Annotated in this window: 13 protein-coding genes and 2 rRNA genes (1 of these 15 running past the window's edge); 5 read left to right on the forward strand and 10 right to left on the reverse strand. The window is 60.2% G+C overall.

Annotated features, from left to right (window positions below; all coding sequences use genetic code 11):
• Window positions 1-2: 2 nt before the first annotated feature.
• From dsrO to ACYQ3G_RS15680, 5 genes are read right to left on the reverse strand one after another with little or no spacing between them, the layout of a single operon-like run.
• Window positions 3-797: a sulfate reduction electron transfer complex DsrMKJOP subunit DsrO gene (gene dsrO / locus ACYQ3G_RS15660; protein WP_028578000.1), complete on the reverse strand. Its 795-nt coding sequence runs from the start codon at window positions 795-797 to the stop codon at window positions 3-5.
• The gene (dsrJ, locus tag ACYQ3G_RS15665) at window positions 794-1,180 is read right to left on the reverse strand and encodes a sulfate reduction electron transfer complex DsrMKJOP subunit DsrJ (protein WP_028577999.1); all 387 of its coding nucleotides are present in this window, start codon (window positions 1,178-1,180) and stop codon (window positions 794-796) included. Before dsrJ ends, dsrO begins: the two co-directional genes overlap by 4 nt.
• Window positions 1,180-2,808: a sulfate reduction electron transfer complex DsrMKJOP subunit DsrK gene (dsrK, locus tag ACYQ3G_RS15670; protein WP_459827235.1), complete on the reverse strand. Its 1,629-nt coding sequence runs from the start codon at window positions 2,806-2,808 to the stop codon at window positions 1,180-1,182. Before dsrK ends, dsrJ begins: the two co-directional genes overlap by 1 nt.
• Window positions 2,808-3,821, reverse strand: a complete 1,014-nt coding sequence (gene dsrM / locus ACYQ3G_RS15675) for a sulfate reduction electron transfer complex DsrMKJOP subunit DsrM (protein WP_459827238.1) — start codon at window positions 3,819-3,821, stop codon at window positions 2,808-2,810. Before dsrM ends, dsrK begins: the two co-directional genes overlap by 1 nt.
• 51 nt (window positions 3,822-3,872) lie before the next feature.
• Entirely contained in the window at window positions 3,873-4,391 is a 519-nt protein-coding gene (locus tag ACYQ3G_RS15680; RefSeq protein ID WP_028577996.1) for an RsbRD N-terminal domain-containing protein, read from the reverse strand.
• A gap of 305 nt (window positions 4,392-4,696) precedes the next feature.
• Between ACYQ3G_RS15680 and ACYQ3G_RS15685 the strand changes: the two genes are divergently transcribed.
• From ACYQ3G_RS15685 to purE, 4 genes are read left to right on the forward strand one after another with little or no spacing between them, the layout of a single operon-like run.
• Entirely contained in the window at window positions 4,697-6,991 is a 2,295-nt protein-coding gene (locus ACYQ3G_RS15685) for an LPS-assembly protein LptD (protein WP_459827241.1), read from the forward strand.
• 3 nt (window positions 6,992-6,994) lie between these two features.
• On the forward strand, window positions 6,995-8,803 hold the full coding sequence (gene mutL, locus ACYQ3G_RS15690; RefSeq protein WP_459827244.1) for a DNA mismatch repair endonuclease MutL: 1,809 nt from the start codon (window positions 6,995-6,997) through the stop codon (window positions 8,801-8,803).
• 42 nt (window positions 8,804-8,845) lie between these two features.
• Window positions 8,846-10,123: a phosphoribosylamine--glycine ligase gene (gene purD / locus ACYQ3G_RS15695; protein ID WP_459827247.1), complete on the forward strand. Its 1,278-nt coding sequence runs from the start codon at window positions 8,846-8,848 to the stop codon at window positions 10,121-10,123.
• On the forward strand, window positions 10,120-10,602 hold the full coding sequence (gene purE, locus ACYQ3G_RS15700) for a 5-(carboxyamino)imidazole ribonucleotide mutase (protein WP_028577993.1): 483 nt from the start codon (window positions 10,120-10,122) through the stop codon (window positions 10,600-10,602). Before purD ends, purE begins: the two co-directional genes overlap by 4 nt.
• A gap of 69 nt (window positions 10,603-10,671) precedes the next feature.
• Here the strand turns inward: purE and hflC are convergent, their stop codons facing one another.
• Entirely contained in the window at window positions 10,672-11,517 is an 846-nt protein-coding gene (hflC, locus tag ACYQ3G_RS15705; protein ID WP_459827251.1) for a protease modulator HflC, read from the reverse strand.
• Entirely contained in the window at window positions 11,514-12,590 is a 1,077-nt protein-coding gene (hflK, locus tag ACYQ3G_RS15710; RefSeq protein WP_043775871.1) for an FtsH protease activity modulator HflK, read from the reverse strand. The genes hflC and hflK overlap by 4 nt, the downstream gene beginning before the upstream one ends.
• Before the next feature lie 120 nt (window positions 12,591-12,710).
• Here hflK and rnhA point away from each other — a divergent pair, with 120 nt between their 5' ends.
• The gene (gene rnhA, locus ACYQ3G_RS15715) at window positions 12,711-13,172 is read left to right on the forward strand and encodes a ribonuclease HI (RefSeq protein ID WP_459828335.1); all 462 of its coding nucleotides are present in this window, start codon (window positions 12,711-12,713) and stop codon (window positions 13,170-13,172) included.
• A gap of 16 nt (window positions 13,173-13,188) precedes the next feature.
• Here rnhA and ACYQ3G_RS15720 read toward each other — a convergent pair whose 3' ends face one another.
• The 3 genes from ACYQ3G_RS15720 to ACYQ3G_RS15730 all read right to left on the reverse strand — a co-directional run.
• Window positions 13,189-13,689, reverse strand: coding sequence for a DUF456 family protein (locus tag ACYQ3G_RS15720; protein ID WP_459827255.1), 501 nt, complete (start codon window positions 13,687-13,689; stop codon window positions 13,189-13,191).
• 28 nt (window positions 13,690-13,717) lie between these two features.
• Window positions 13,718-13,832 (reverse strand): 5S ribosomal RNA (gene rrf, locus ACYQ3G_RS15725).
• A gap of 32 nt (window positions 13,833-13,864) precedes the next feature.
• A 23S ribosomal RNA gene (locus ACYQ3G_RS15730) occupies window positions 13,865-14,860 on the reverse strand; it runs 1,947 nt beyond the window's last position.

Here is a 14,860-nt window from a genome sequence, read left to right on the forward strand (position 1 = left end):
CTTTACACGAGATAGTAGACACAAGGTTTGGTTCCAAGGGTCGGACTACGCCTGATGGAGAAACGCTCCGCCAGCAGCTTACGCACATCGGACTCGGGGTCGGCCAGATCGCCGAACGTAAGCGCCCCTTCAGACACCTCGACGCAGGCCGGCAGCTTGCCCTCGGCCAGACGCTCGGCGCAGAACTCGCACTTCTCGACGACACCCTTGGTGCGGGTCGGGAAATCGGGGGTCGTCTTTTCGATGTACGGACGCGGGTCCATGAAGTTGAAGCTTCTGGAGCCGTAGGGACAGCCGGCCATGCAGTAGCGGCAGCCGATGCACCGATGGAAGTCCATCATGACAATGCCGTCCTCGCGCTGGAACGTGGCCTTGGTCGGGCAGACGCGCACGCAGGGAGGATTGTCGCAATGGTTGCACAGGGCCAGGGCGGCCTTGGCGCCGGCCTCGGGCTGGAACTCGTGGAGATCGTCCAGGAAGAGGTGCTCCATGTGCGTCTCCCAGATCCACTTGATGTTCTGGTTGCCCGGGATGTTCGGCACGTTGTGGATGGAGTGGCAGACATGCACGATGTCTTCCATGACTTTTTCGTTCAGCTTGGCCGTGTCGATGACCATGGCCCAGCGCTGCGCCTTGAGGGCGCCTGGGCCGGCATGGACCTTGTGACGGGAGGCGAAGAGGAGGCCTTCGCTCGGCTCGGCGCCGCCGGAGGCCAGGAGCTGGGAGGCGGGACGCACACTCCAGCCGAGCACGGCCACGGCAGCGATTTTCAGGAAGTTTCTACGCATGGTCTTCATTTCTTCACCCCCTTCGGATCAACATGACAATCCCAGCAGTAGGGGTTCACGGAAACCGTAGCGTGGCATTTGTCGCAGAACTGATCCTTGTTCTCGTGACACTTCATGCAGGTTTTGGTCAGGCTCTTCTGGAAGGCCTGGTGATTCGCCTTGGAGTGGTACTCGTGGACGCCGTCGCGCACGACCTCGTCGCGCCACTGGTTGAGCATGGCCATGTGCTCGGCGCGCATGAACTCGACGCTCTCCACGCATTCCTTGGAGTTCTTCGGCTTCTCGATTTCGGGTCTCACGTAAGCGGCGCTACCGATGTTGTTCCAGAAAGGATAGGTCATGAAGACCACGAACACGGCAAGACCGGTCAGAATCTTATTCTTGTCGTACATTATTCATCCTCCCCGGGCAGGTCTTCACCACGCAGATCGGTTTCACGTTCCTTTTCGCCAGGGAAAACCAGCGCGTTGGCGACAAGTTCGTGCAGGCCGCAGACGCTGACTTCAGGCACCCAGTACGCCATGGAGTTGGGCAGCACAGCGCGGTCGATGGCGCAGACGCAGCCCAGCATGTTCACGCCGTGTTTCTCGTGCACATACTTCACGGCGTTGGCGCGGGGCAGGCCGCCCATCATGCGCAGCTCGTCGTTCTCGCCGGCGTTGAGGCCGGCGCCGCCGCCACAGCAGAAGGTCTGCTCACGGATGGTTCCCTCGGGCATCTCGGTGAACTTCTCGACCACGCTCTTGGCCACGTAACGGGGCTCGTCGAGGAGACCCATGCCGCGGGCGGGGTTACAGGAGTCATGCCAAGTCAGATGGACGTTGGCGTTGCGCTTCTTGTTCAGATTGAGCTTGCCGTGCTTGATGAGATCGGCGGTGAACTCGGCGATGTGGACCATCTTGGTGCTGGCCGCGTTCTTGAACACCGTGCCCGTGATGGGGTTGACCGGGGTTTCCATGCGCGAGGACTGGAAGTCGGGGCCGTTCAGGGTGTCCATGTACTGATGGATGACGCGCCACATGTGACCGCATTCGCCACCGAGAATCCACTTCACGCCCAGGCGGTCGGCTTCCATGTACATCTTGGAGTTCAGGCGCTTCATGGTTTCGTGCGAGGTAAAGAAACCGAAGTTGCCGCCCTCGGACGCGTAGGTCGACCAGGTCACGCTCAGGCCGTACTCGCGTTTGAGGTACTCGAAGAGCATGAGGTAGCCCATGCAGGTGTAGGTGCCGGGATCGGCGAAGACGTCGCCCGAAGGGGTGACGAAGAGGATGTCGGCACCCTTCTGGTTGAAGTTCGGCTCGGGCCGGATGCCGGTGATGTCTTCGATGTCGTCGCAGAAGAAGTCGATCATGTCGAAGAAAGCGTGCGGCTGGATGCCCAAGTGGTTGCCGGTGCGGTAGCAGTTGGCCACCGGCGTTGCGATCCAGTCGATGTTCAGGCCCACAAGGTTCAGCAGTTCGCGACCGATGATGGTCACTTCGGCCGTGTCGATGCCGTAGGGGCAGAACACGGAACAGCGGCGGCACTCGGAGCACTGGAAGAAGTAGTACCACCACTCCTTGAGCACGGAAGCCGTCAGCTTGCGGCCGCCGGCGAATCGGCCGAGGATCTTGCCGAAGGTCGTGAACTCGCCGCGGTACACGGAACGCAGCAGTTCGGCGCGCAACACCGGCATGTTCTTGGGATCGCCGGAACCGATGAAGAAATGGCACTTGTCCGCGCAGGCGCCGCAGCGCACGCAGATGTCCATGAAGATCTTGAAGGAGCGGAACTTGTGCAGCCGTTCGCGCAGGCCGTTGAAAATGATCTCCTGCCAGTTCTCGGGGAGGCCCCAATCCTCGTCGAGAGGGTTCCACTTATGGGCGTTGGGCAGGCCGACGTAGTTCACGCTGTCGGGGTTGGCGGCGTAGCAGTAGCGGCCGGGCTTGATCACCGTCGGCACGTCCATCCAGTCCGCCTTGGGGGGCGTGTAGTCGATACTCGCAAAAAGCTTTTCAGGGCGTGGCAGATCAGACATTACTCGGCTCCTTCTGCTAGAGGCTTGTCCACGGGAAGGTCCTTATCGACCATCTTCTCACGGAATTCGTCCTCGTATTCTTCATAAGTGTGGTAATGAACGTTCTCGAACTTCCAGGGGTTGACATGCCTGAACTTTCTGGAAGCGCAGTTCATGTTGCGCGTGGGCGAAAGGAACACGCCGCCCATGTGCATGAGCTTGCTCAAGGGGAAGTAGGCCAGCAGCACGGAGACCAGGAACATGTGGATGTAAAAGAGCACGCCGATTCCTTCCGGCACGTTCCAGGAAAAAGTCACCAGGCCCATGGCCAACTGCTTGACGGAGATGATGTCGACCTTGGCGAAGTAGCGCATGAAGATGCCCGTGAACGCGATCGCGAGGATCAGGAACAGCGGGAAGTAGTCCTGCACCAGGGAGATGTAGCGGACCTGGGGCACGACGACACGGCGCAGGAAAAGGTAGGTCACCGCGACCACGAAGACGAGGTCTGTCAGGTACAGGGTCGGTGCGCCGATCTGCAACAAGGCGTCCAGGGACTCGATGCCGGCGATGAGTCCCGGAACCGGCTCGGTGAAGAACCGCATGTGACGCAGCACGATGGTCAGGAAGGAGTAGTGGAAGGCCAGCGCGCCAAGCCACAGCCACTTGCTCGAACCGTAGGTCACCTTCGTGCCTTCATGCAGGTCCACCTTCGTGTTGCGGAACAGGGACCTGAACAGCAGCACTTCGAAAAGCATGCGCATCACGACGCCGCCCGTGGTGGAGGGGTTCTCGATGGTGCTCTGCTTGATCCAGGGAAGCGACTCCTGCTGGCCGCACGTTGTGGGGATGCAGAACGGCACGGCCGATTTGCCCCAGTCCACAACCCTCACACAGAATCCCACCACGAAAACCGCGACTGCCAGGAAGGGTATGTACAGCCCAAAGGCTTTTTCCATACCCAAGGCCCCGGCGCCCACAAGGGCTATTGCCGCGAGGGCAAAGACCAGGAATAGGGAGTAAAGAGCTTTCATGTACCTTTTACCTCGCTAAAGGGTTAACACTGAAAATATACTTAACGGACACTACCCCGCTACCTCCTCGTCTTTCAGCAAATTTGCTCTCTCAAGCAGCTTGTGTGTTCTGTTGTACAATTGATTGGCCTTTTGCTTCCACAGAACCTCGCGGCACGCCATATACAGATCAAATCCGACCATGGTCAGACGATCGACACGCACGTTCCAGTCGTGCAGCGCCTCAGCCATCTCCTCCGGCCGGCCGGTCTTGGCCAACTCCCGATGCACGATCTCCTTCAGCGCCGGCAGAAAGCTGAGCGCCACGGACGGCGCGAAACCCTGCACCGCCCTGATGCGCAGAATCCCGTCCAGATCCGTGGAACACTCCGCGACGTCTCCGCCACGCGCAAGGATCAGGAATATTTTCTCAATGTTGTTTCGAAAGGTGTGCCCGACCGGATTGGCGAACTGGTTGGAAGATCCGGAAAAAAATTTGGCGCCTTCGTCGGGATAGGTTTTGATGATGGCGTCTGTCCATTGCGCACAAATGCCCTTCTGATTGTCGGTCAAAAATTTGTTCAGTTCCATAATTACCTTGAATTCCAGATTGTTAAAAAAAGCGAACGTTGCCGGAGCAACGCATGTGGCGAGCAGGACAGATTTGCGGGGTTCTTAAATCACCTCCCCCTCAAGGTCAAGCGTTTGTGAAAAATGAAACAAGGACGATGAGCGCAACATGGTCGTGAATCCGCCATGTTAATTCATGTCACCGGCCATCCTTCGTCCAGCGCCCGTTCCGGACACCCTGCGTCTTCGGGCTAGGCATCCAGCGCCGCTTGTGCTACCAGTGCCGCCACGTCCACACGAACTTTCGACACCGCAACGGCACCTACATGAAGTTACGCACTCTGCTTCCCGGCCTGATTTGCCTGTTTTTCTTTTCAGCTGGGCTGGCACTCGCCGCCGACGCCCCCGAGACGGAACCCCAATCCTGGCGTCTGCTGGCGGACAGGACCGCAGCCAGCCATGACAACAAATATATCGAAGCCTTCGGCAACGTGGTGCTCGATCGCGGTGCGGACTACATCCGCGCCGATTACGCACGCTATTACCAATCCACGAAATGGGTCTTCCTCCGCGGCAACGTCGAGGCCAGGTTTCAGGGGGATTTCCTGAAGGCCGAGGAAGCCGAATTCGACCTCGCATCGAACACGGGATGGCTCAAGAACGGCCAGGTCTTCATGGAAGACCCGCACATGTACTTCGAAGGCGCCGTGCTGAAGAAAACGGGCCCCGAAACCTATGAATTCCGAGAGGCCACCGTCACGGTCTGCGACGGGGACCGGCCCGCCTGGTCCATCAAGACGTCACGAGGAGACATCACCGTCGACGGCTACGCGCACCTCTGGGCCCCGCGCTTCCAGATTCTGGACCAGCCCGTGCTCATGGCGCCCTACGCGGTGATTCCGGTCAAGACGGAACGTCAAAGCGGCTTCCTGCTCCCGGAAATCGGCACAAGCGAAAAGCTCGGCATCACGTATGACCAACCGTACTATCAGGTCATCGACGAAGAGCAGGACGTGACCCTCTACTCCCACCTGATGACGGCCAAAGGGCTCATGCTCGGCGGTGAATACCGACTCGTGCCGGACATCCACACCAAGGGCATCTTCAAGCTCGACTATCTCTTCGACCAGGAGACCGAGGACACTTCGCTCTACAGTGACAACCCGGAAATGAGCAGGAAGGACCGCAACAGGTGGTGGGCCCGCGGCAAGTTTGACGGCTATCTCGGCGAGCCTGACTGGAACCTCAAGCTCGACCTGGACCTGGTTTCGGACCAGGACTATCTGCGCGAATTCTCACGCGGATATTCGGGCTTCAACAAAAGCCGCAAGGACTTCCTGCAGTATTTCGGCCGCGACATTGAGGACAACGACAGCGAATTGCGCGTCAACCGCCTCCTGCTGAGCCACAACTGGGCCAATGTCGGCGTGCAGGGCCTGGTCGAATACACCCAGAACCTGGAATACGGCAGCAACAGCAAGCTGTCGAACAAGGGCACGGAAGACGACCCTACATTGCAGCGTCTGCCCGAACTCAATCTTCACCTGTACCAGACCCAGCTTCTGAGCACGCCGCTGACGATCGAAGGAAGTTCGCAACTGGCGTCCTTCTGGCGCGAATACGGGACCACGGGCTCGCGCCTGGATGTTCATCCCGTCCTGGGGCTGCCCCTGCATTTCGAGTACGGCTCCGTCATCCCCAAGGGCGGCCTCAGAGGCACGACCTGGTTCGTCGAAAAATACGAAGGCGAAGACGACGACGTGAACACCGACGACACCAACCCGTCGCGGTTCCTGCCGGACTTCACCACCTCGGCCTACACCGAGTTTTCGCGCGTCTTCACCCTGACGGACGAGAGCGACGTATCTCCCGATTCAGGCTCCTTCACCTGGCTCAAACTCCGGCACGCCGTGCAGCCGAGGCTCGAATACACTTACATTCCCTACGCGTCGCAGGGCAAATACCCCTATTTCGATGAAGACGACCGCATCAGGCCCACCAACGAACTGACCTACTCCCTGACCAACATCTTCACCACCAAGACCGGAAGGATGCAGCCAAGCCCCGACACGCAGGGCAAGACGGGCCTGAAGGTCGATTACCTCGACCTGGCCCGCCTGCGCCTCGAACAGTCGTTCGACATCCGCGAGGATACCAGGACCGAAGACACGGACGAGTACCCCAATCGTCCCTTCTCCGACGTGCTTGCGGACCTGACGACACGCCTCTCCCCCTGGCTCTACCTGACGAACAAGACGTGGTACTCGCCGTACGAAAACCACGTGACCGAACACGAACACGCGCTCTGGGCGTACTACGAAGACAGGGTGTACGCGTCCTTCAGCCTGGATTTCCTGGAAGAGATCGACGAATATCTCAGGCAGGAACAGGAACGGGAACGCATCGCGGGCTTCGGCGGCGGCTTTGGCATCACCAAGGAATGGAGCGCCGCCTTTCTGTACCGGGTGGACTGGGAGTCCGGCACCGATTTGGAGAAACGCATCGCCCTGCGCTACGACCACCAGTGCTTCTCCACCGAGACGGCCTGGACTCAGACCGATGACGACACCCGTTTCGAATTCCGTGTCATCCTGGCGCAGTTGGGCTCCGTAGGCCGTTAGACCATGGCCAGCGCCAGACAGATACGCCTCCTTCCGCCCGAACTGCAGAACCAGATTGCCGCGGGCGAGGTGGTGGAACGTCCCGCCAGTGTTCTCAAGGAACTCATCGAAAACGCATTGGATGCCGGCGCGACCCGCCTGCGCGTCCTGATCCGCGACGGCGGGCAGTCCTGCATCCGAGTCAGCGACAACGGGTGCGGCATCCCCGAAAACGAGCTCGAGCTGGCCGTGACGCGGCATGCTACGAGCAAGCTCTCGACCATCCAGGATCTGAGCGCCATCCGCAGCTTCGGGTTCCGGGGCGAAGCGCTGCCGAGCATCGCCTCCGTGTCCCGATTCCGACTGGCGTCCGCCACGCATGATGGAGAAGGTTCGGCCCTGGAAGTCCTCCACGGCCGCGTGGTGGCCATCGGTCCTGCGGCCATGCCCAGAGGGACCGAAGTCGAAGTTCAGGATCTCTTCGCCAACGTCCCGGCCAGACTCAAGTTTCTGAAACAGCCCGCCACGGAAACCCGCAAATGCGGCGATCTGTTCGTACGCATCGCCTTGGCCAACCTGGACGTGGACTTCGAACTGCTGAACGGCGAAAGAACCGTGCATCGTTTTCTGGCAGGCGAAGACCTGCCCAGGCGCCTGAGCGCCATCTGGCCGCGTGAACTGGTGGACTGCGCGCACCACGTGGACATGGCCGACGGCCCGTTCTCCGTCCGCGGCCTGATTGGCGACCCGGCGACGGCGCAGGCTCGCGGCGACCGCATTCTCGTGTACGTCAACGGCCGCCCCGTCCAGGACAGAACCATGATCAGCGCCGTCCGGGAGGCCTATCGCGGCAGAATCCTGGGCAAGGAATACCCTCAGGCCGTGCTGTTTTTGCAACTCCCCCCCGATGAAGTCGACGTCAACGTGCATCCGGCCAAGACCGAGGTCCGCTTCCAGGATGAGGGCGCCGTTTTCCGTCTGGTGCGACGCGCCGTGGCCAAGGCGCTGGAAGCATGCACCGACGTGCCGCCCCTGACTGAAAATGCGGCGCACTTTTCCGTGTCCCGGAGCCTTCCCGTCCTGCCTGTCTCCCCCCCACAGGAGCGGGCGTTTACAGATGCCCCCGTCCCTGCCCGACCAGACAGCCCGCTTTACGAGCAGCCCTGGCCCCGGAAATTCTCCTCCTCTGCGGCCGTACAGCAACTTTTCGAAACACCGGCGGCGCCCGCCTTGACCCCGGAGCCAACACCGCAGCGCAGCCCTGACCCCGCCCCGCAGCCCGAGGCCGCGCTCACCCGCTACCTGGGACAGTTCGCCGACACGTATCTCATCCTGGCGGGTTCGACCGAGATCACGCTCATCGACCAGCATGCGGCGCACGAACGCGTGCTCTTCCACATGCTGCGCACCAGCGGGTCCCGCGGCGACCGCCGACCGCTGCTCATGCCGCTGGAAATCCCCATGCACCCGTCGCAGGCGCTGCTGGTGCAGGAAATCTGGACCCAGCTCGACGAACTCGGCTTTTCCCTTGAACTGGCGACCGAACCGAAGCTCCTGCTCCACGCCGTGCCGGCCCTGCTGACACCGTCAAAAGCCCGGGAATTCCTGGAGGACGCCCTGGCGGACAAGGCCAGCTCCATGGAAGATCTCTGGGCGGTCATGGCCTGCAAGGCGGCCATCAAGGCCGGCGACGTACTGACCCCTGACGAGGCCCTGGCCCTGATCGAATCCTGGCAGTCCCTGCCAGACAGAAATTTCTGCCCCCACGGTCGCCCCGTCACCCTGCGCTGGAGCGTCGGCGACCTGGAGAAACAGTTCAAGAGGCGCTCCTGAAGGAAGCGCCTCGCACCACGCATCAGATTCGAGGAGGAACCTTTGAATATTCTCATCGTTGGGGCCGGGGGCCGCGAACACGCCCTGGCCTGGAAGATCAGCCGCAGCCCGCTTCTCACGAAGCTCTTCATCGCCCCCGGCAACGGCGGCACGGCCCTGCTCGGGTCCAACGTCGCCATCCGGGACGACGACATCGACGGTCTGACGGCATTTGCCCGGGACAACCGGATCGATCTTGTCGTCGCCGGCCCGGAACTGCCCCTTGTCCTGGGCCTCAAGGAGGCGCTCGACGCAGTGGGCATCCCCTGTTTCGGCCCGTGCGCCTTCGCCGCCCAACTGGAGGGCTCCAAGGCCTTCGCCAAGAACATGATGCGGGAGACCGGGGTTCCGACGGCCGACTTTCGGGTGTTTGACTCCTATGACAGCGCCCTGGAATACGTCCGCGCTCATCCCCTGCCCATGGTCATCAAGGCCGACGGGCTGGCGGCGGGCAAGGGCGTGGTCATTGCCCAGACCATGGCCGAGGCCGAAGGCGCACTCAAGGACATGATGCTGGACCGCGTCTTCGGCGACGCAGGCCTGACGGTCGTCGTCGAGGAGGCCCTGGTGGGCGAGGAGGCCTCCTTCCTGGCCTTCTGCGACGGCTCGACCGTGGTGCCCATGCCTTCCCTGCAGGACCACAAGCGCATCGGTGACAACGACACGGGCCTCAACACCGGAGGCATGGGCGCGTACAGCCCGGCCCCTGTCCTGCCCGAGAACCGGTACGCCGCCATGGCCGACCTTGCCATCCGCCCCATCACCACGCACCTAGCGGCCATCGGCCAGCCTTTCAAGGGCGTGCTCTATGCCGGCCTGATGATGACGGAAAAGGGCCCCATGATCCTGGAGTACAATGTCCGTTTCGGAGACCCGGAATGCCAGCCGCTCATGGCTCGCCTCAAGTCCGACCTGGTCGAGATCATGCTCGCCTGCGTGCACGGCACCCTTGACCCGGCCAAGGTTGTCTACCATACGGAAACAAGTTGCTGCGTGGTCATGGCCGCCAAAGGCTACCCCCAAAGCTACCCCAAAGGGATGGTCATCGAGGGGATCGACGAGGCGGAAAAAATCGAAGGCGTCAACGTGTTCCAGGCCGGAACGCAGCTTCAGGACGGGCAAACCGTCAGCAGCGGCGGCAGGGTTCTGGGCGTGACCGCCTTGGGCTCGGATCTCGGACAGGCGCGCGCCCGCGCCTACGAGGCAGTGCAGAGGATATCGTTCGACAACAGCTATTACCGCACGGATATCGCCGTCAAAGGACTAAGGAGAACACAATGACCCAAGTTGCGATCTTCATGGGCAGCAAATCCGACGAGGCCACGGTGCGCCCGTGCGCGGACGTGCTGGACAAACTCGGCATCACGTACACCTTCACCATCACCTCCGCTCACCGCACGCCCGAGCGGACGGCCCGGCTGATCCGCGAGTTGGAGGACGCCGGCGTGCAGGTCTTCATCTGCGCCGCGGGTCTGGCGGCGCACCTAGCCGGCGCCGTGGCGGCCAAGACCATCCGGCCGGTGCTTGGCATCCCCATCTCGGCCTCGTCCCTGGGCGGCTGGGACGCACTGCTGGCCACGGTTCAGATGCCTCCGGGCTTCCCCGTCGGCACCCTGGCCCTGGACAAGGTCGGCGCCCGCAACTCGGCGTGGCTCGCGGCCCAGATCCTGGCATTGCACGATGCGGCCCTGGCCGAACGGATTCAGGCCGAGCGACGCAAGATGATCGAACAGGTCGAGGAAGACGCGAAGACGCTGTAGCGTTTGGCAAGCATTGCAAAAGAAAAGGCGGGTCACCCCGCCTTTTCTTTTGCCTTGTGTTCAGACAACTTACTTAAGAAACTTGAAGAACTCGCTCTCAGGAGTCAAAACGAACTGCGTCTGGTCCTTCATGGTCTTCTTGTACGCATCCATGGTCCGCACGAACTCGTAGAATTCAGGATCCTGGGTCAGGGCCTGGGCGTAGATGGCCGTGGCGGCTGCTTCGCCCTCGCCTCGGGCGGACTCGGCAGCACGCTGCGCATCGGCCAGGATGACGGTTCTCTGCCGGTCGGCCATGGTCGTGATCTTCGCTGCCTCCTCCCGGCCTTCGGAGCGATACTGCTTGGCCTGCCGCTCTCGTTCGGCCTGCATGCGGCCGTAGATAGCCATCTGGTTCTCCTTGGGCAGGTCGGTGCGCTTGATGCGCACATCGATGACGCGGATCCCGTATTCGCCGAGCAGCGAGTTGGACTTGGTCGTGACCTCCTCCATGATTGTGGAGCGCTCGACGGCCACGATCTCGGTCAGGGTATAGCGTCCGAGGGCCTCGCGCATCTGCGAGTAGACGATGTCATCGATGCGGGACAGGCCGCCCTGGATATTGCGCACGGTCCTGTAGAAAAGGAGCGGATTTTCGATCTTCCAGCGCGAATAGTTGTCCACGACCATGTTCTTCTTGTCCTGGGTGATGATCTCGGCCGCGGGGGCGTCATACTCCAGCACTCGCCCGTCAAAGAGGATGACGTTCTGCACGAAGGGCAGCTTGAAATGCAGCCCAGGGCCGAAGTCCGCGCCAATGGGCTTGCCCAGTTGCAGGAGAATGGCCCGCTCGGTCTGGTCGACCACGAACACGCACTGCAGCAGGAGAAAAACACCTACGACAATGGCGGCAAGGGTGATCTGGATCGTTCTCATTGCTGCGCCCCTCCCTGCGTGGACACGCCCGCCTTGCCCGACCGCTGCAAGGGAAGGTACGGAAATACCCTCTGCATGGACTCGTTGGAAATAATGATCTTCTCTACCTCGGGTCTGGAAAGGATTTCCTCCATGGTTTCGAGGTAGAGCCTCTTCTTGGTGATGTCCTTGGCCTTGCGGTACTCTTCGAGCACAAACAGGAAACGGTCGCTGTCGCCCCTTGCCTGGAGTATCTTCGACTCCTTGTAGGCCTGGGCCTGGTTGGTGATGGCGGCCGCCTCGCCCCTGGTGCGGGGGATCAGGTCGTTCTCGTAGGCTTCGGCCTCGTTGATGAAGCGGCTCTTGTCTTCCTTGGCGCTGGCCACATCCTTGAAGGCGTCGATGACCTGCTTGGGCGGATGCACGTCCTGCAGCTGCACGGCCACAACCCTGATGCCGCTCTTGTAGCTGTCGAGGGTCTTCTGCAGAAGGTCGCGCGTGTCGTTCTGTATGGTCATCTTGTCGTCCGTGAGGGCGGCGTCGATCTTGTTGTACCCGATGACCTCGCGCATGGCCGCCTCGGCCGCGTCCTTCACGGTCTTCTCCTGATTGGCGACGTTGAAGAGGTAGTCCTGGGCGTTCTCGATGAGGAACTGCACGATGAACTGCACGTCGACGATGTTCTCGTCGCCCGTGAGCATGAGGGATTCCTCGGGCACCAGCCGGACCTGCGCACCTGTCGGGACCGTGAACGCGGAGCTTCCGCGGAATCCGACTTCGATCCGCTGGATCTTGGTGACCTGCGGCGTGAGCACGGATTCTATGGGGAAGGGCAGACGATAGTGCGGGCCGGGTTCCGTGGTCCTGTCGTAGGCGCCGAATCGCTTGACCACGCCGACCTCATCCGGCTGGACGAGGTAGATGCCGCTGCCGAGCCAGAGGACAACGGCGATGAGCACGATGACCTTCCAACCGGGAAGATTCATCTGTTTCAACTGTTTGACTTTCTCGTTCAAATCACCGAGATCCGGGCCTGGTATGGGCCCAGACTGCCTCTGCCGCCGTTCTTGTAGTTTTTCCCAATCCCAATTCATAATTATCCTTGGTAAAAGACTCCTCATGAGAGGTCAAGGAAATGAGAGGATACGCAATTGACCGCACCCGCCCAACGTCCTGATGACAGCGATAAAAAAGCGCCCGAACCGGGCTGCGAAGTGACAGTTTATACAGATGGTTCCAGTCTTGGCAATCCGGGCCCCGGAGGTTGGGCCGCAATTCTGGCTTGGGGAGACGTGAAGAAGGAGATCAGCAAGGGGTATCACGAGACGACCAACAACCGCATGGAAATCCGCGGGGTCATCCATGCCCTTTCGGAACTGACGCGGCCGTGCACCGTCCATGTCCATACCGACTCGCGCTATGTATGCGACGCCGTTGCCAAACGGTGGATTGCAGGCTGGGTCAGAAACGGCTGGCTCACATCGGCGAAAAAGCCTGTGAAAAACCGCGATTTGTGGGAACGGCTGATCCCTCTACTGAAAAAGCACAAGGTCCACTTCCACTGGATCAAAGCCCACAACGGGCATCCCGAAAACGAACGATGTGACGAACTGGCCAAAAACGCGGCCATGGCAACGGGAAGGGTTACGGACGAAGGGTATCGGTCGGAATCGTGACCGACGCGGGCGATGTTCAGAACAAGACGTCGAAAGAGTGAACCAGCAATACCGCTCCGATCCCTATCTTGACCGAAAGCCCGAGCACCTTGCCGAGCATGGCGCCCCAGGCGGCCTGTTTGGCTTCGTGCACCGGGCGCTTGTTCAGCAATTCAATGCCGAGGCAGCCGAAATAGGCCCCGACGACGGCCCCGACCAACGCGCCCAGACCCAGCAGGAACGGGGCGCCGAAAATGGCGCCGAAAATGGCGCCGGCGATGGCGCCCCAGTTTCCGGACCGGGAGGCGCCATATTTTTTGGCGCCGACAGTCTGCAGTCCGAATTCGATGCATTCTCCGAGAAATGAAAAACCGAGGAAAAGCAGGTAGGTCTGTAGTGGGATGCTCACTTCCGGATTTAGCAGGTCCCAAATCCAGAGAATAAGGATCACCAGCCAGTTCGCCGGCAGGCCGAAGACGTGTGTAGAAAAGGCTGTGATGAGAAGGAGAAAGACAAAAGCGGCGATGAATGTGGACATACGGGGTGGAGAGCAGAAATAAAAAAAGTCCTGGCGACGACCTACTTTCCCACCAGTGGACTGGCAGTATCATTGGCGCTGGAGGTCTTAACTTCCGAGTTCGGAATGGAATCGGGTGTGGCCCCTCCGCCGTGGTCACCAGGACGAAATATGTAAGAAAAACAGGTGAAGAGAGAGAGTTAAGACTCACGATCTATTAGTACCGGTCAGCTGAACACATTACTGCGCGTACACTTCCGGCCTATCTACCAGGTGGTCTTCCTGGGATCTTAAGTGTCTTGCGACAAGGGAGAACTTATCTTGTGGCTGGTTTCCCGCTTAGATGCTTTCAGCGGTTATCCATTCCGATTATAGCTACCCTGCTATGCCGCTGGCGCGACAACAGGTCCACTAGGGAATCGTCCATTCCGGTCCTCTCGTACTAGGAACAGACCCACTCAATTCTCCTACGCCCACAGAAGATAGGGACCAAACTGTCTCACGACGTTTTAAACCCAGCTCGCGTACCACTTTAAACGGCGAACAGCCGTACCCTTGGGACCTGCTCCAGCCCCAGGATGTGATGAGCCGACATCGAGGTGCCAAACCGCATCGTCGATGTGAACTCTTGGATGCGATCAGCCTGTTATCCCCGGCGTACCTTTTATCCGATGAGCGATGGCCCTTCCATGCGGGACCACCGGATCACTAACACCTACTTTCGTACCTGCTCGACATGTCTGTCTCGCAGTCAAGCTCCCTTATGCGTTTGCACTCGACGGCTGGTTTCCAATCAGCCTGAGGGAACCTTTGCGCGCCTCCGTTACTCTTTGGGAGGCGACCGCCCCAGTCAAACTACCCACCAGACACTGTCTCCCTGCCGGATGACGGCGAGGGATTAGAGTCCTAAACTAACAAGGGTGGTATTTCAAGGTTGACTCCACGGATTCTAGCGAACCCGCTTCACAGTCTCCCACCTATCCTACACATGATAGTTCAAGATCCAATGTCAAGCTATAGTAAAGGTGCACAGGGTCTTTCCGTCTTTCTGCGGGGAGACGGCATCTTCACCGCCAATTCAATTTCACTGAGTCTCTGGTCGAGACAGTGCGGAGATCGTTACGCCATTCGTGCAGGTCGGAACTTACCCGACAAGGAATTTCGCTACCTTAGGACCGTTATAGTTACGGCC

The sequence above is a fragment of the Desulfomicrobium salsuginis genome (genome assembly GCF_054657795.1).